Consider the following 15,942-nt stretch of genomic DNA (forward strand, 5'->3'; position numbering starts at 1 on the left):
CACCATCTGGCGCACCCTGGCGAACCCTGGCGAATAGTCGCCCGGCAAGTCTCCCCGGGCTACTGTCAACTCAGCCGAGAACCTGGGGGCTTGACGTGAGCGGACAACCCAACACCCGGCTCGCGGACCTGTTCGGCCTGGCCGGCTGGTCCAAGGGCGAACTCGCGAGGCTGGTCAACCGGCAGGCGGCGGCCATGGGCCATCCCCAGCTGTCGACCGACACCTCCCGGGTGCGGCGGTGGATCGACACGGGAGAGATCCCGCGCGATCCGGTGCCGCGGGTGCTGGCGGCTCTGTTCACCGAGCGTCTCGGCCGTGTCGTGACCATCGAGGACCTCGGTCTGGTCCGGCACGGGCGTGCGGGGAAACGGCAGGGCGGCGGGAGCGCTGAGACTCCCGACGGTGTGCCGTGGGCGCCCGAGCGGACTGCTGCGGTCCTCACCGAATTCACGGGAATGGACCTCATGCTCAACCGACGCGGCTTGGTGGGCGCGGGCGCCGCGCTCGCCGCGGGATCCGCACTCAGCAGTGCCATGTACGACTGGCTGCACACCGACCCTTCCCTGGCTGCCGACGCCCCCGACCTCGACCATCCCCTGCACGCCGACCCCGCTGGGTTCGACCGCTACGAGGCCACCCCCATCGGGTCGCAGGAGATCGAGGAACTGGAGCGCTCGGTCGAGGTGTTCCGTGCCTGGGACGCGGCCCGCGGCGGCGGGCTCCAGCGCAAGGCCGTGGTGGGCCAGCTCAACGAGGTGGGCGGCATGCTCGCCTACCGTCACCCACCCCACCTCCAGCGGCGCCTGTGGGGCGTCGCCGCCAACCTCGCCGTCCTCGCGGGCTGGATGTCGCACGACGTCGGCCTGGAGCCCACGGCTCAGAAGTACTTCGTCATCGCCGCGCACGCGGCCAGAGAGGGCGGGGACCGGCCTCGCGCGGGCGAGGCGCTCTCCCGCGCGGCCCGCCAGATGGTGCACCTGGGCCGGCCCGACGACGCCCTGAACCTGATGAAGCTCGCCACGTCCGGTTCCGGTGACGAGGTGCTGCCCCGCACCCGGGCGATGCTCTACACCATCGAGGCCTGGGCGCAGGCCTCCATGGGCAAGGGCCAGGCCATGCGCCGCACCCTCGGGCGCGCGGAGGACCTGTTCGTCTCCGACAAGGCCGACGTGCCCCCGCCGGACTGGATGCAGACCTTCAAGGAGGAGGACCTCTACGGCATGCAGGCCCTGGCCTACCGCACGCTCGCCGAGTTCGAGCCGGGCGCGGCCGCCCATGCCCAGCACTATGCGGAGAAGGCCCTGGCCCTGCGGGTCGACGGCCGGCAGCGGTCGAAGATCTTCGACTACCTGTCGATGGCGTCGGCCTGCTTCATCGCCGACGACCCCGAACAGGCGGACCGGTACGCGCGACTGGCCCTGGTGTCGATGGGATCCAACTCCTCCCACCGCACCTGGGACCGGCTGCGCCAGATGTACCGCCTCACCGCCGAGTACTCCGGCTACCCGAAGATCCAGGAACTGAGGGAGGAGATCAAGCTCGCCCTGCCTAAGACGAAGGGCAGGGGCGGCAACCGCGCACAGGCCTGAGATTCCTAAGACATGACCTTGGCGACGAGCACACAGGCGTTGTCCTCGCGCCCGCTCTCGCCGAACTCCTGGACCACGGTCCGTACGCAGTCCTCTGCCGTGCGGTTCCCGGCCAGACGGGGCGCGAGGCCCAAGAGGAGGTTCGCGGCCGCCGAGCCGGTGTGCCCGGGGACCAGCCCGTCGGTGTGCAGGAGCAGCAGGTCGCCGACCTCGAGCGTCTGTTCGGCCTGCTCGTAGACGGCGCCCGAGGTGGCGCCGAGCAGGACGCCGTCCGGTGCGTTCAGCACGCGCCCCGTCCCGCCGCGGAACAGCAGTGGGGCGGGGTGTCCGGCCTGAGCCCACACCAGGGTGCGGGTCGCGGGCCGGTAGCGGCAGCAGACGGCGCTGCCCAGGGCGGGTTGCACGGTGGAGTCGAGTAACTGGTTCAGCCAGGCCATCAACGGCCCCGGCTGGGCACCGGCCATCGCCATGCCGCGCACGGCACCGAGCAGCATGGTCATGTTCGAGGTGACGCCGACTCCTTGGCCGGTGAGATCACCGACGCTGAGGAGCGTTTCGCCGTCGGTCAGTTCGAGTGCGTCGTACCAGTCGCCGCCGATGAGTGTCTGTGTGGACGCGGGCAGGTGCCGGGACGCGAGGTCGAGGGTCCTGGGGCCCCGGTGCGGGAGCCGCAGGGAGCCGCGCCACGGCGGCAGCACGGCCTCCTGCAGCTCGACCGCGAGCCGGTGCTCGCTTCGCGCGGCCTCCTGCCGGTGGTGGAGCGAGTCACGGGTCTCGCTCACCGCCCGCTGGCTGCGGCGCAGTTCGCTGACGTCGCGCAGCACGGCCCACATCGAGGCGGTGCTGCCGTCAGTGTCGAGCACCGGTTCGCCCATCATGTGCACGGTCCGTACGTCGTCGCCCCGGCGGGCGATGCGGAACTCGCCGTCGATGGGCCGGGCGTCGACGAGGCAGTTGGTGACCATCGCCGTCAGCTTCGGCCGGTCCTCGTCCACGACCAGTGACGGCAGTTCGTCGAGGGTGAGCGGCGGAGCGGCCGGGTCGCGGCCCAGGATCTGGTAGAGCTCCCCGGACCAACTGGCCTGGTCCGTCAGCAGGTTCCACTCGGCGCTGCCGACCCTGCTGAGCAGGGAGCCCGGCGAGGGTGCGGCAGGTTCAGGGGCCGCCGCCGTGGGCAGGGGGCCGTCCCGCAGCTGAGCCAGGTGCTCGTCGAGGTCGTTGAGCTGGTGCAGGGCCAGGTCGTACAGGGCGCGCTGCCAGCGCTCGCGCGGGTGGTCCGATCCCTCTCCCGCGGCGTCGCGGCGCACCGCGTCCACGTCGCCCTTGAGCCGCCGCGTCTGCGATATGAGCGCGTCGACCGAGCCGCGTCCGGGCGGCTGGGCGGCGGGGCGGTCCGCGGAGAGGTGGGACGGCATGACGCACTCCGATGCGGGGACGGTACGACCAAGGCGGACGGAGGGACCGTTACGACTGTTGCACAGCCCGCGACGCCCTGTAAGGGATTCGGCAACACACGATACGGTGGTGCTTCTGGCATATGCCACAGTCTCACGGAGTTACTCCGAGGTAGGTGCGGAGTGCGCCACCCGGAGATCCAAGTCGTAGATTACACAGGGCACTTGACGATCCGGCGGGGTGGCGACGGCGGGCTGCTCCGGATGTTCGACGGCCCTGTGTTCGAGCCCTGTCGGCAGGGGGGCTCCAGGGCCGTCGAGTGCCTCCGGGGGGCTCCGGTCAGTACCGCAGCACCCCGGCCATGCCGTCCGCCTCCCCGAGCGCGCCGTCCGGTACGAAGCGGACCTCGGCTCCGGTCTCCAGGCACTGCTCGACGATCTCGTCCACGATGTCCTCGCGGGAGTCGAGGTCGCCGCTCTCGGCGAGGATCAGATGGTCCCCGGCGGCGCGGACCGTCACACGGTAGTTCTCCTCGACGGCCAGCAGCCGGACGCGGCCGTCCCGGGCGCTCTGCCACAGTTCGTCGACGCCGGCGGCGAACTCCCGCCGCCCGCGGGCCGTTTCGAGGGCGCGGGTCACGGCGTCCGTGCTCCTGCGGGCCTCCGCCTCGACCACCGGGCGCACGGCCTGCCACACGACCTCGGGGGTCCCGTGCGCGAGCCCGCCGTGCGGGATGTGCACCGCATTCCGGGCGGTGCTGCCGACCTCGTCCAGCAGGGAGAGGGCGGCCGGTTCGCCGGTGACGTACAGCTGTCTCGGGTGGTCGCGCAGCACGGCGCTCATCGCGGTGTCGGCCTCACGGAGGAACTGGCGGGTGCGTTCCTCCCGGAAGGCGCTCGGCGTGTCACCGATCCGCTGCTGCCGTTCCGGGTCGAAGTTCTCCACGCGCCGGGTCAGCGGGAAGCCGCCGATCCGGGCTCCGGCGACCCGGTCGACGCCGCCGTTCCAGAGCACCGCGCGGTCCGCGGCGAGGGACAGGACCCAGAAGGGCCGCCCGGCCGTCTGGGCGGACACGAGGTTGCGGGTGAGGAAGGTGTCCGAGAGCACCACGCGCTCGGGTACGGGCCGGGCCAGTGACCACACCTGGTGCTCGCCCGGAGCGGCGAAGATCGCCAGGCCGTCCTCGGCGTGTGTCAGGTCGACCTCGGCCATGGCCCGGTCGAGGTGCCCGGACACCTCGGTGCGTCGCTCGCGGGTGACGGCCGGATCGGCCTCCAGCTGCCTCTTGGCCTCGGCCACCACGTTGCGCAGCCGGACCTGGTCCTGGGCGTTGTAGGGATCGCGCCGATGTGTCGGCGTCAGCACGGAGACCGCGGGGTACAGGCGCGGGCGCCGCAGCTCGGCAAGGGTCGCGGGACTCAGAACGTGCTCCATGACAGAACGATAGAGCGAATTCGCCATTAGGGCATTTGGGGCATTCGATCTCACTCGTCGTCGCGGTCGGAGCCGCAGGAGCTGCCGTCCGGGGGGAGCGTTCCGTACAGCAGGAAGGCGTCGACCTTGCTGTGCACGCACTTGGACGAGCCGTAGCCGGTGTGGCCCTCGCCCCGGTTGTCGAGCACCACGGCCGACGATCCGAGCCGCTTGGCCGTCTCCACCGTCCACCGGTACGGCGTGGCCGGGTCGCCCCGGGTGCCGACGAGCAGCATCCTCGGCGTGTCGACGTCCTTGACGTCGGCGCGGATGTAGTCGGTGCCCTTGGGGCGGCCGTAGCACATCAGCACCTGGGTGAGCCGGTACGGGCCGAAGACCGGTGACGCCTGCTCGTAGCGGGCGCGCAGCCGGCCGAGGTCCTTGGTGACCTGCGCGGCGGCGGGGCGGTCGGGATCGTCCGCGCAGTTGACCGCCATCAGCGCCGCCGGCAGGTTGTCGAGGGGCACGTCCGCCGGGTCGGTGAGTCCGGCGTGCGGGCTGCGCCGCAGCGGGAGGGTGAAGCCCCCGGACAGGAAGGTCTCCAGGCCGCGGGTGTCGCCGTCCTCGAGCAGCCGGCCGATGGCCCGCTGCAGCGAGGGCCACAGCTCCCTGCTGTAGAGGCCCTGTCCCAGCGCGCCCGCGAAGTCCTGGCCGGAGAACGCCTCGCCGAAGTCGGTCGGCAGCGGGTCCTTGTCGAGCGACTCGACCACCTGTACGACGTGTTCCCGTGCTTCGCGCGGGTTCCGGCCGAACGGGCAGGCGATGTCCTCGGTGCACCAGGTCAGGAAGTTCTCCAGCGCGGTCTGCTGCCCCTGGGCGCTCACCACACCCTGGTCGGCCAGCGGCTCGGTCAGCGTGTCGACGCCGTCCAGCACCATCCTGCCGACCTTCTCGGGGTACTGGGCCGCGTACACCGCGCCGAGCCGGCTTCCGTAGGAGAAGCCCAGGTAGTTGAGTTTGTCGTCGCCGAGCGCGTCGCGCATGACGTCCAGGTCGCGGGCGGCGTTGACCGTGCCGATGTGGGGCAGGACCGGGCCCGAGTGCTCGGTGCACTCGGCCGCCGCCGCGCGCAGCTCTTCGAGCACGGCCCCGGGATCGTCCGCGTCCGCATTGCCGTCCGTCGCGTCCAGGGCGTCGTCCGAGGCGTTTCCGCAGCTGACCGGCGAGGAGCGGCCGACGCCGCGCGGGTCGAAGGAGACGACGTCGTAGCCGTTGGTCAGGCCCATGAAGTCCTTGCCACCCATGGCGAGTTGGGCCACTCCCTGGCCGCCCGGGCCGCCGAAGTTCAGCAGGACCGAGCCCCGGGACTCGCCCGTGGCCCGGTAGCGGGCGACGGCGAGGTCGAGCGTGCCCTTCCCGGGCTTGGCGTAGTCGAGCGGGACGGTGACCTTCCCGCACTGGAGGTCCTTCGGCATGTCCATGCCCTTGCATCCGGACCAGGTGACCTTCTGGTCGTAGAAGCGCGTGAGGCCGGGCGCAGGGTCGTCGGCGGCCGGCAGTGCCGTGCCCAGCAGGGCGAGCCCGGCCGTGCCGGTGACCGCGCAGCGTCGTACCGAGGGACGCGTGGACAGCTTGGCCAGCATCGATGCCTCCAGGGACGCGGGGCGCCCCGCAGCGGACCGGGATCGGCGCCCTCGCTCACCTTAAACGGGCCCCGGAAGCCGCGCCTCCGGGCGGGCGGGGCCGGGCGGCGCGCCGCATCCCGCGCGGATCGCCCCGCACGCGAAGCCCGCGGGCGACCGCATACGAAGGGCTTTACCGCTAGTTCGACAACCGTGCCGCTCGATGGAGTGAAAGGCCGATTAGCCATAACTGGGACCGGGCGCCCCGCGTTCTACCCGGTGCGGGTGAGTGCCCGCGACGATGTCTGGAAGGCAGGGGTCCCATGAGACGGGTTACCCGAAACGGAGTGATCGCCGTCGCCGCCGCCTCGGGCGCGATGGCCGTGACCGTCCCCGCGTACGCCGGTTCGGGTGCGGACGGCACGACGGCCGGTTCGCCCGGGGTGGTCTCCGGCAACACCGTCCAGTTGCCGGTGCACGTTCCGGTGCACGTGTGCGGGAACACCGTGAACGTGGTGGGGCTCCTGAACCCCGCCGCGGGCAACAGCTGCGCGAACAAGGACGACGGACGGGGCGGCCGGCCGGACGGGTCCGGCGGCGCGGTCGCCGAGGGCGGCGGAACGGATTCACCGGGCGTGATCTCCGGCAACGGCGTGCAGCTTCCGGTCGACCTCCCGGTCAACGTCACGGGCAACTCGGTGAACGTGGTCGGCATCGGCAACGCGTCGACCGGCAACGAGTCCTCGAACACCCCCGGCGACGGCGACCCTCGCCCGGTCCGTCCCCAGCAGCCGCCGAAGCCGGTTCCGAAGCCGACCCCGCCGCCCCGGCCGAACCCGGCTCCCGAACCCGCCCCGCACACCGCCCAGCACGCCACCGGCGCCCTGGCCCACACGGGCATGGACCACACCCTCCAGACCGTCGCAGCGAGCGCGGCGCTGGTCGCCGGGGGAGTGGTGCTGCGCCGGAGGTTCCGCCCGGGATCGAACGGCTGAGACGCGCGGCAGACGGGCTACACCGCCTCCGCCACCCCCGTGAGCAGCACCATCCCCGAATCCCCGTAGTCCGGCAGGGTCGGGTCCACGTCGATGTGGGTCACCTCCAGGTCCCTGGTCAGGGGCGTGAAGACCTCCGAGACCGTCGCCGGGTTCACCGGGCAGCCCGGCCAGCGGGAGGCCGGGCCGATGCGGTACGTCGGCATGTTCTCCATGAACGCGGCGATCAGACAGCCGCCCGGCCGGGCGGTGCGGACGAAGGTGCGGCAGAAGTCGGCGAACTCGGTGAAGTCCTCCGTGACGCTCTCGGCTACGAAGTGCATGGAGGCGAGTTCGTACGTGCCCGGTGGCAGGGTTCGGACGTCGGCGTGGACGATGTTCACCGGCGCCAGCGCCCCGGCCAGTGTCGGGGGCACCTCGGGGTTGAGCCGCCGGCACAGCGCGTGGAAGGGCAGCCAGCTCGCGTCGAGGCGGTGGCAGATCTGGTCCTCGAGGTAGGCGACATTGCTCGCCCCGGCCTCCACGGCGTCGATCCTGCGGCACGCGGCGGACGCGAGCATCAGCGGGTACAGGTTGGGGCCCGCCCCGAACTCCACCGAGCGGGCGATCCCGCCGGGGGGAAGACGCCGGTAGAACGCGGAATGGTGCGCGATGACCGCCGCGTCCGACGCGTGCACCTCGCGGTAGTTCTCCGCGAGGTAGTCGGCGACCGGCCAGCGGTCCCAGTCCACGTCGTCGTTGTGCGTCGTCATGGCCGTCTAGCCCTTCAGCCGCAACGGGAAGCGTTCGGACAACCGGGTCAGAGTCCCGTTCAGGTGATCGATGTCGTCGTCGGAGTTGAGGGCGGTGAGCTGGACGCGGAAACCCACCCGGTCACGCGGGACCAGCGGGTAGGAGGCCAGTGTCACGTACACGCCCTCCTGCCACAGAAACGCGGCGACCGCGTCCAGGTCCGCGGGGTTGGCCAGCGGCACCTCCACGATCGGCAGCCGGTCCGTGTTGAGGGTGCTCACCCCCATGCCCTCCAGGTGGTCGAGCAGGCGGACCGTCTTGCGGTACAGGTCGGCCCGGATCGCGTCGCCCCGGCGCTCGTTGACGTCCAGCCCGGCCAGCGCGGTCGCCAGTGATGCCGTGGGTGACGGCCCCGAGTACAGATAGGGCGCCGCCGCGGTCTTCAGCCGGTTCTTCAGCTCCGACGGCAGCGCGAGGAACGCCAGCAGCGACGAGTACGCCTTGGAGAAGCCGCCGGCCAGCACGATCCCGTCGTACGACTCCCCGGTGTGCCGCACCACGCAGTTGCCGCGCATGCCGTACGGGCACGTCTCGCCCGGCCCGCGCTCCCCGATCACCCCGAAGCCGTGCGCGTCGTCGACGTACAGCGTCGCCCCTTCGGAGCGGCACACCGCCGCCAGCGCCGGCAGGTCGGGGACGTTGCCGCTCATGCTGTTGACGCCGTCCATGCACACCAGCCGAGGTGTCCCCGCCGGCACCCCGGCCAGCAGGGCGCGCAGTTCGTCGAGCCGCTCGGCGTGGAAGCGGTGCAGCGTCGCGCCCTGCGCACGGGCCACCACGCAGCCGTCGTAGACCGTGCGGTGCGCGGTCGCCTCCACGAACACGTGGCCGTCCTCGACCAGCACCGGGATCACCGACGAGTGGACCAGCGTCAGCGTGGGCAGCAGCAGTGTGTCCGGCGCGCCCAGCAGCGCGGCGAGCCGCTCCTCGATGTCGGGGTACAGGCGCGGACTGCCCAGCAGCCGCGACCAGCTGGGGTGCGTGCCCCAGCGGTGCACGGCGGGGTCGATGGACGCCATGACCTCCGGGTCCCAGTCGAAGCCCAGGTAGTTGCAGGACGCGAAGTCGATCAGCCAGTGGTCGCCGCTGCGGATGTGCCGTCCGCGCACCTCGTCGAGGACCGCGTCGCTCATCGGACTGGTGCGCCGCAGATGCTCCAGGTCAGCCCAGCGCGCCTCCCGGCGTCCCCGGGGGGCGGTGTCCACCCGCGGCCGTCGCGTCGGGGGTGCCGCGAAGGGCTGGGCACTCGGCTCCTGTAGCACGTGTGCGCTCTGCTCCACCGTCATCGGCCGGGCGAACAGGAAGCCCTGCCCGAACCGGCACCCCATCCCGGCCAGCAGGTCCCGCTGCGCGGTGTTCTCGATGCCCTCCGCGATGACCTGCAGGCCCAGGGTGTCGGCGATCCGCACGATCCCCTCGACCAGCGCCACCTGCTGGGCATCGCGCGCGATGTTGTCGATGAACGACTTGTCGATCTTCAGCACGTCGATGGGGAAGTCCTGCAGATAGCGCAGCGAGGAGAAACCGGTGCCGAAGTCGTCGACCGCGATGTGCACGCCGAGCTGCTTCAGCGTGTGCAACACCGTCTGGAGTCGGTCGTCGCGTTGCAGCAGCACCGTCTCCGTCATCTCCAACTGCAGCGACCCCGGTTCCAGACCCGGCGTGCTCAGCACCTGCCCGACCTGCTCGATGAACCCGGCATCGCGGAACTGGCGGGCGGAGACGTTCACACTCACGTACGGCGGACGCGCGGGCCCCGGCAGCTGTTGCAGACCGGCGATGTCGTTGACCGCGTTCTCCAGCACCCACGCTCCCAGGGGCGAGATGTGCCCGGTCTCCTCGGCCAGGCTGATGAACTGGTCCGGCGCGATGGGCGGCCGGTGCTGGTGCGGCCAGCGGACCAGGGCCTCGAACCCGACGACCTCGCCCGCCGTGATGTCCACGACCGGCTGGTAGCGCAGCGCGAACGACTTGTCGGCGACCGCCCGGGCCAGCTCGGACTGCATGTCGTGCCGCTCGACCATACGGCTGCGCAGCAACGGCTTGAAGCGGCGCCACTGCCGCTTGCCCGCTGCCTTCGCCGCGTACAGCGCGAGGTCGGCGTGGCCGAGCAGTTCCTCGGCGTCGGTGCTGTCGCGTGCCGTGGCCACGCCCACGCTGGCGGACACCGGCACCGACTCGTCGGCCAGGTCGAAGGGCCGGCTCAGCGTCTGGAGCACCTGCGCTGCCAGGAGTTCGGCGTCGAGCGGCTGCTTGGCGTCCTCCATCAGCACCGCGAACTCGTCCCCGCCCAGCCGGGCCGCGGTGTCGGTGCGCCGCAGCGTCCGGGACAGCCGGTCGCCGACCGCCATCAGCAGATGGTCGCCCGCGCGGTGTCCCATCGTGTCGTTGACCAGCTTGAAGTCGTCCAGGTCGATGAAGAGCAGACAGGTCAGGGTCGACTCGCGGCGGCCGCGCAGCAGGGCGCGCTCGATCCGCTCCAGCAGCAGCGTCCGGTTGGGCAGGCCGGTCAGCGAGTCGTGGAACGCCCGCTGCGTCAGCTCCTGCTCCAGCCGACGCTGCTCGGTCACGTCCCGCAGGGTCACCACCAGTCCGGACACGGTCCGCTCGTCCCGGAAATCGCTGAACCGGACCTCCGCCTCGACGCGCCCGTCCGGGCGGCGCACCCACCAGTGGTCGTGTCCCGCCCGCGACCCCCTCTCCCGGACCGCGGCGAGTTCCTGCGCGGCCCGCTCCCGGTCGCCCGGGTCCACCAGCTCCGACAGCAACCGGCCGATGAGGTTCTCGGTGCCGAACACGGACCGCGCGGACGGGCTGGCGTACCGGATGGTGTCGTCGTCCTCCAGGATCAGGATGACGTCGGAGGTGTTGCGGATGAGGGTGCGGAAGTACGCCTCGCTCTCCTGCCGGAACACCTCCTTGCGCAGGCTGACGCGCTCCAGGGCCAGGCCCGCGTGCGACGCCAGGATCTCCAGGGAGCCCCAGGTCTCGTTCAGCTGCCGCTCGGGTGCGGCGACCAGCAGGACACCCGGGACCGTTCCCCCCGGCCTGTCCGGCTGGGTCATGGGGCACACCAGGATGGAGGGCAGACCGACCAGTCCGGCGGCGGTGGCGGGCTCGAGGGCGGCCGGGCTCATCAGGTGGGCGCCGCGCGCCCCCAGTTCCGCCGCCCGCTCGGCCGGCAGCAGCAGGGTCCGGTGCGGCACCTCGGGCCCCAGCAGCCGGTCGACGGCCACACGGCAGGACCGGTCGACCTCCTCTTCCCGGAACGCCGAGACCAGCGAGGCGGCGGCTCCTCGCAGTGCGAGTTCCCGGGACACCGCCTGGCGATGAGCCACGACCATCCCCGCCAGCCGGAGGATCACCAGCAGGAACAGCAGGCCCGAGAAGGCCGCGATCACGGCGGCGTCCCGGGACTGGCCGCTCACCCCCTCCCAGAGCAGGATCCCCGGCGCGATGAGCGTGGCCACGGCGAGCATGACCAGCCGGCGCGGCGGCGGAAGCAGCGACTCCCGCTGCCGCACGGAAGCCGTCAGCTCGACCATGGAGGGATGCAGAGCCGCCACGCCCCAGGCGGTGTAGAAGGCGACCCAGCCGAGATCCAGCAGACTGCCGGTCTGCCACACGTCGTTCAACTGCAGGATCCCGTAGGCGATGTCGGTGGCGAGCAGTGTCACCGTGCCGAGGACGAGCAGGCGTACGGCGCGATTGGGACCGTCGACCGGGCTGGGGGTGAGCAGCCGGACCAGCAGTGCCAGCACGAGGATGTCACCGAGGGGGTAGGCGATGCTGATGGCACGCTGCTGCCAGGTCAGGCCCTGCACCACGGTCAGTGGCTGTACCAGGTACACCCACACGGGCAGGGCGAGGCCGGCGGTGACGATCAGCGCGTCGAGCAGGCTCGGCAGGTCCCGGTCGGCCCACCGGTGCCGCACCAGCCCCGACAGGCCGATCGCGATGAGCGGGTACATGGCGAGGTAGCAGGCGTCGGCCGGGGACGGGAACGGGTTGGAGACTCCCAGGTACTGATCCATCACGTAGTAGTACGTGTCGCCCACGATGAAGACGAACAGGCCGCCGGCCAGGACCCACCAGGGCCACTGGTGGGCGGGCCGGTGGAGGCGCGTGCCGATCAGGATGGCGGCGACACCGGCCAGCCCCATCACGGCCCACATCACGGGGACCATCACCGGGACGGTCATGTACACGATGGTGACGACCGCGACCAGGGCGATGTAGACGGCCATGAGCCGCCGTGCCGGCAGCGAGGACATGTGCCTCCCCCCGTCGGGGAGAACGGGGCGTACGCCTGGTTTTACACCCGGACCAGTTGAAATCGATCGTAGGTTCGTGCGAGCGGCCCTGCATCTCGGGCGGGCGTCCCGCCGGGGGCGGACCCGGCGTTTCCGCGCCGGGGAACCGCCGTGTCTCAGTCGCGTCCGCGGTGGAACCTGAAGTGCAACTCCCTTACGTGCTCGATCAGTTCTGGTACCGGGCCGTCGACGGCTACACCGGGTGCGACCTCGCGCACGGGGAGTGTCCGCACCGGTGGAGCGGGGACACCCAACTCGCCCAGCCAGGCGCCGAGTTGCTCGGACGAGGCGACGTAGACGATGCGCCCGAGGCCGACCCAGGCGTGCGCGGCCGCACACATCGGGCAGTGCTCGCCGGAGGTGTGGACCGTGGCGGCCGCCCGTTCCTCCGGCGTGAGGTGCGCCGCCGACCAGCGCGCCAGCTCGAACTCGGGGTGCCGGGTGCGGTCGCCCGAGGCGACCCGGTTGCGGTCCTCGCCGAGGACGGTGCCGTCCCCGCCCACCAGGACCGAACCGAACGGCTCGTCTCCGGCCTCCAGAGCCTCGGCCGCGAGTTCCACGCAGCGGCGCAGATGCGGCAGTTCCGTGTCCTTCACGACCATGGGGCCGGCCTTTCCCGTGACGGAGTGATCAAGCAGGACCCTAGGGCGCCGGCGCGCCGGGGGAAAGGAACGGGGCCGCGGGCCGAGGGGCCGCCGCTGTGCCGGAAAACCCTTTGCCGTCCGGCCCGGATGCTGCTGAGGTCTGCCCATGGATCACGCCGAGCTGCTCGCCCTGTTCGACCGCGACCTGCGTGCGGGAGCGCGGCCGGACGGTCCCGGCGCCCGTGTCGAGCGGACCGGCGGCGTCGTCCGCCAGGTCGCCCCCGCGCCGGGCTGGAACGGCGTCGTGTGGACGGCCCTCGACGAGGCCGGAGCGGACGCCGCGATCGCCGGGCAGATCGGCCACTACACCGGGCTCGGCCTCGACTTCGAGTGGAAGCTGTACGGCCACGACCGGCCGGCGGACCTCGGGCGGCGGCTGCGCGCGGCCGGGTTCGTCCCCGAGCCGGAGGAGACGCTGATGATCGGCCGGGTCGGCGATCTCGCCCTCGACGCCGCGCCACCCGAGGGCGTCCGGGTCGTACCGGTCACCGGCCCCGCGGGCGTCGATCTCGTGGTCGACGTCCACGAGAAGGCGTTCGGCGCGGACGGCTCCGGGCTGCGCCACCAGCTCCTCGCCCGGCTGTCGGCCGACCCGGACACCGTCGTCGCCGTCGTGGCGATGGCCGGGGACGAGCCGGTGAGCGCGGCCCGTATGGAACTCGTGCCCGGCACGCCCTTCGCCGGTCTGTGGGGCGGCGGCACCGTCCAGGGCTGGCGCGGCCGCGGCATCTACCGCACCCTGGTCGCCCACCGCGCCCAGGCCGCCGCGGCCCGCGGCTACCGCTACCTCCGGGTCGACGCCTCCAGCCAGAGCCGGCCGATCCTGGAACGCCTCGGCTTCGTGCCGCTGACGACCACGACGCCGTACGTGTACACGTCCTAGCCGTTCTGTGGCCCGCGGGGCCGCGATGCGATGTCACATCCGCGCCCGCCCGATCCGTCGCATTGTCATGACGACGAACGACAAGAAGCAGAGCATCCTGCTGGCCGGCGCGAGCGGTGTCCTCGGCAGGCACATCACCCACGCCCTGACCGAGGCGGGCCACAAGGTCACCGGCCTCGGCCGGAGCCCGGAGAACGGCATCCGGGCCGACCTCATGGACCGGGACGCGCTGCTGCGTGCCGTCGACGGGCACCACTTCGACACCGTGATCCACGCCGCGACCGCCCTGCGCAAGCCCCCCATGCGGGACCGCGACATGGACGCCACCGACGCGCTGCGCACCCAGGGCACGGCCCACCTCGTCGAGGCCGCCCGCGCCACCGGTGCCCGCCGCTTCGTCGTGGAGTCCATGGTCTTCGGGTACGGCTACGGCGACCACGGCGACCGTCCGCTCACCGAGGACGACCCCTTCGGCCCGCCCGGCAGCACAGCGCGGCTGGAACGGCACATCGCGGCCATGCGGACCAAGGAGCGGCTCGCCCTCGGCTCGCGGGCGCTGGAGGGCGTCGCGCTGCGCTTCGGCCTGTTCTACGGCCCCGGCGGCACCGACGCCCTGCTGCCTCTGCTGCGCAGGCGGCAGCTCCCCGTGCCAGGCGACCGGGGTCGCGTGCTGCCGTGGGTGGAACTCACCGACGCCGCCCGCGCGGTGGTCGCCGCCGTGGAGCGCGGCCGGCCGGGGCAGGCCTACAACATCGCGGACGGCACCCCGATGGGCTTCCGCACCCACCTCGAGGCCGTGGCCCGGGCATTCGGACTGCCGAAGCCGATGACCGTGCCGCTGTGGCTGATGACACCCATGTCGTACGCGCACACGGTGATGTCGTCCCGGATCCGCGTGTCCTGCGCCAAGGCGGAACGTGAACTCGGCTGGACACCGCTCTACGCGTCGAGCGGCGAGGGGCTCGCCGCGATGCGGTCGGCGCGTCGGCGGTGAGGCCCGCGCGGACGGAGACGGCAGCGCGGCGCGGGACCGGGGCGTGCGCGGTGCCTGCGGCTGGTGGGTGGCGCGGCGGACATGGACGGGCCGGTCCGGGGCGCGGACCGGCCTTCGGCTCCTTTCCGGCCGGCGCTACGGCCTGGGTGAGGCCTTCGCCGCCGTTCCGGCGCACACCAGCCCGAGGATCACGGCCAGAGCGCCGATGATGATGTTGTTCCACACGACACCGGCGTCCGGGCTTTCGCCGACGACCCACGGCGAGATGATCATCCATACCCCGAGGGCGCACATGGCCCAGCTCAGGCCGTACATGCGCTCCGGAGCGCGAGTGAACCCGAGCGCCAGCAGACCGATCGCGATACCCATGATCAGGTTGTGGGTCACGAGAGCCGGCTGGCTGGTCGTGTAGTGAACTATCCACGGAGATGCGGCGCAGTACAGACCGAGCAGGAACACCGGTCCGTCCACGAGCGCCACATCGCGGCCGCCGAGGACGCGGGCGTACCGATCCCGCATCTCGGAGGCGTCAGGGTGGGTGGTCATGTCGCCTCTGGTGGGCGAGACGTTGGCCATGACTCGTCTCCTTCATGGTGCAGGGCGACCGCGTCTGGAGGGGATATGCGGTAAGCGCCGCGTAAGCATCATTCTGCTCTTACTTTTCCTTTATGTGTAGAGGTCTGCGGGGGATACAGGAGCTACCCGGTGGTACATGTCCGGGCGGATCGGGGGCATCCGCATCCGTACGACAGCGACCGATCGACGTCGCCCGGCGGGCGGCGCGGGACAGGGGAGGGCAGCGGACGTGACTGCGGCCATCAGCGCGAAGGTGTTGGAACGGTTCCCGGCGGGGTCTCCGCGCGGATCGTGGCCCGCGGAGGAGTACGCGGCACGCCGTCGCGCCGAGGGCGAGCCCGCCACGGTCGTGATGGACCTGGAGTCGGACGCCTTCCTCGTGGTCGTTCCGGCGGACGAGGGCTGAGATCCGGCGCCCGTCCGCGCACCGACGGAGCGCGCGCCCAGGCCGTGCCGAACCGAGGGCGCGCGCAAGCCTTTCCGGGGCGCCGTTCGTGAAATGGCCGGTCCGGGATACGGGATGAGCCGCCACTTCCCTGACGGCCCCCGACCTCCACCGCCACGCTGCCCGCGCAGTCGCGCCTTGCCCCGGAAAGAGCCCGTGATCATGGAGGCTGGTTCACCCCCGACAAGGACATCACCGTGCGGGGCGACCGCCCCATCCGGCTGTCAAGATCAACCCTGGAGCCGGACTTGGGCGTCCTGGTCACCGAGGGGGCAGGCCCG

Annotated in this window: 12 protein-coding genes; 5 read left to right on the forward strand and 7 right to left on the reverse strand. The window is 71.9% G+C overall.

Features of this window, described 5'->3' with window-relative positions; genetic code table 11:
• Positions 1 to 95 precede the first annotated feature (95 nt).
• Positions 96 to 1,589, forward strand: coding sequence for a hypothetical protein (locus tag G3I77_RS33250; protein WP_248509697.1), 1,494 nt, complete (start codon positions 96 to 98; stop codon positions 1,587 to 1,589).
• 5 nt (positions 1,590 to 1,594) lie between these two features.
• Here the strand turns inward: G3I77_RS33250 and G3I77_RS33255 are convergent, their stop codons facing one another.
• The 3 genes from G3I77_RS33255 to G3I77_RS33265 all read right to left on the reverse strand — a co-directional run bounded on the left by G3I77_RS33255 (position 1,595) and on the right by G3I77_RS33265 (position 6,040).
• The gene (locus G3I77_RS33255) at positions 1,595 to 3,004 is read right to left on the reverse strand and encodes a PP2C family protein-serine/threonine phosphatase (RefSeq protein WP_248509704.1); all 1,410 of its coding nucleotides are present in this window, start codon (positions 3,002 to 3,004) and stop codon (positions 1,595 to 1,597) included.
• A 319-nt stretch (positions 3,005 to 3,323) separates the two neighbouring features.
• The gene (locus G3I77_RS33260; protein ID WP_248509705.1) at positions 3,324 to 4,418 is read right to left on the reverse strand and encodes a chemotaxis protein; all 1,095 of its coding nucleotides are present in this window, start codon (positions 4,416 to 4,418) and stop codon (positions 3,324 to 3,326) included.
• A 50-nt stretch (positions 4,419 to 4,468) separates the two neighbouring features.
• Positions 4,469 to 6,040, reverse strand: a complete 1,572-nt coding sequence (locus G3I77_RS33265) for an alpha/beta hydrolase (protein WP_248509707.1) — start codon at positions 6,038 to 6,040, stop codon at positions 4,469 to 4,471.
• A 302-nt stretch (positions 6,041 to 6,342) separates the two neighbouring features.
• Here G3I77_RS33265 and G3I77_RS33270 point away from each other — a divergent pair, with 302 nt between their 5' ends.
• Complete coding sequence (locus G3I77_RS33270) at positions 6,343 to 7,014, forward strand: chaplin (protein WP_248509708.1); 672 nt, start codon at positions 6,343 to 6,345, stop codon at positions 7,012 to 7,014.
• Between the two features lie 17 nt (positions 7,015 to 7,031).
• Here G3I77_RS33270 and G3I77_RS33275 read toward each other — a convergent pair whose 3' ends face one another.
• From G3I77_RS33275 to G3I77_RS33285, 3 genes are all read right to left on the reverse strand, one after another.
• Complete coding sequence (locus tag G3I77_RS33275; RefSeq protein WP_248509710.1) at positions 7,032 to 7,766, reverse strand: class I SAM-dependent methyltransferase; 735 nt, start codon at positions 7,764 to 7,766, stop codon at positions 7,032 to 7,034.
• A 6-nt stretch (positions 7,767 to 7,772) separates the two neighbouring features.
• Positions 7,773 to 12,053, reverse strand: coding sequence for an aminotransferase class I/II-fold pyridoxal phosphate-dependent enzyme (locus tag G3I77_RS33280; RefSeq protein WP_248509937.1), 4,281 nt, complete (start codon positions 12,051 to 12,053; stop codon positions 7,773 to 7,775).
• 182 nt (positions 12,054 to 12,235) lie between these two features.
• A complete protein-coding gene (locus tag G3I77_RS33285) occupies positions 12,236 to 12,721 on the reverse strand; it encodes a nucleoside deaminase (RefSeq protein ID WP_248509712.1) in 486 nt (161 codons plus the stop codon).
• A 148-nt stretch (positions 12,722 to 12,869) separates the two neighbouring features.
• Here G3I77_RS33285 and G3I77_RS33290 point away from each other — a divergent pair, with 148 nt between their 5' ends.
• Both G3I77_RS33290 and G3I77_RS33295 read left to right on the forward strand, forming a co-directional pair.
• The gene (locus G3I77_RS33290; protein ID WP_248509714.1) at positions 12,870 to 13,646 is read left to right on the forward strand and encodes a GNAT family N-acetyltransferase; all 777 of its coding nucleotides are present in this window, start codon (positions 12,870 to 12,872) and stop codon (positions 13,644 to 13,646) included.
• A 67-nt stretch (positions 13,647 to 13,713) separates the two neighbouring features.
• Complete coding sequence (locus tag G3I77_RS33295; protein WP_248509716.1) at positions 13,714 to 14,640, forward strand: NAD(P)-dependent oxidoreductase; 927 nt, start codon at positions 13,714 to 13,716, stop codon at positions 14,638 to 14,640.
• Between the two features lie 135 nt (positions 14,641 to 14,775).
• Here the strand turns inward: G3I77_RS33295 and G3I77_RS33300 are convergent, their stop codons facing one another.
• Entirely contained in the window at positions 14,776 to 15,216 is a 441-nt protein-coding gene (locus G3I77_RS33300; RefSeq protein ID WP_248509718.1) for an SPW repeat protein, read from the reverse strand.
• Positions 15,217 to 15,445: 229 nt separating this feature from the next.
• On the opposite strand from G3I77_RS33300, the gene G3I77_RS33305 reads away from it, so the two are divergent.
• Positions 15,446 to 15,622, forward strand: a complete 177-nt coding sequence (locus G3I77_RS33305) for a hypothetical protein (RefSeq protein WP_248509719.1) — start codon at positions 15,446 to 15,448, stop codon at positions 15,620 to 15,622.
• Positions 15,623 to 15,942: the final 320 nt, after the last annotated feature.

The organism is Streptomyces sp. D2-8 (genome assembly GCF_023184515.1).
In the GTDB taxonomy this organism is placed as follows: Bacteria; Actinomycetota; Actinomycetes; order Streptomycetales; family Streptomycetaceae; genus Streptomyces.

Coding starts and splice junctions, on each gene's coding strand:
- G3I77_RS33255 (WP_248509704.1), bottom strand. CDS start 3,004: ATGCCGTCCCACCTCTCCGCGGACCGCCCCGCCGCCCAGCCGCCCGGA.
- G3I77_RS33260 (WP_248509705.1), bottom strand. CDS start 4,418: ATGGAGCACGTTCTGAGTCCCGCGACCCTTGCCGAGCTGCGGCGCCCG.
- G3I77_RS33265 (WP_248509707.1), bottom strand. CDS start 6,040: ATGCTGGCCAAGCTGTCCACGCGTCCCTCGGTACGACGCTGCGCGGTC.
- G3I77_RS33270 (WP_248509708.1), top strand. CDS start 6,343: ATGAGACGGGTTACCCGAAACGGAGTGATCGCCGTCGCCGCCGCCTCG.
- G3I77_RS33275 (WP_248509710.1), bottom strand. CDS start 7,766: ATGACGACGCACAACGACGACGTGGACTGGGACCGCTGGCCGGTCGCC.
- G3I77_RS33280 (WP_248509937.1), bottom strand. CDS start 12,053: ATGGCCGTCTACATCGCCCTGGTCGCGGTCGTCACCATCGTGTACATG.
- G3I77_RS33285 (WP_248509712.1), bottom strand. CDS start 12,721: ATGGTCGTGAAGGACACGGAACTGCCGCATCTGCGCCGCTGCGTGGAA.
- G3I77_RS33290 (WP_248509714.1), top strand. CDS start 12,870: ATGGATCACGCCGAGCTGCTCGCCCTGTTCGACCGCGACCTGCGTGCG.
- G3I77_RS33295 (WP_248509716.1), top strand. CDS start 13,714: ATGACGACGAACGACAAGAAGCAGAGCATCCTGCTGGCCGGCGCGAGC.
- G3I77_RS33300 (WP_248509718.1), bottom strand. CDS start 15,216: ATGGCCAACGTCTCGCCCACCAGAGGCGACATGACCACCCACCCTGAC.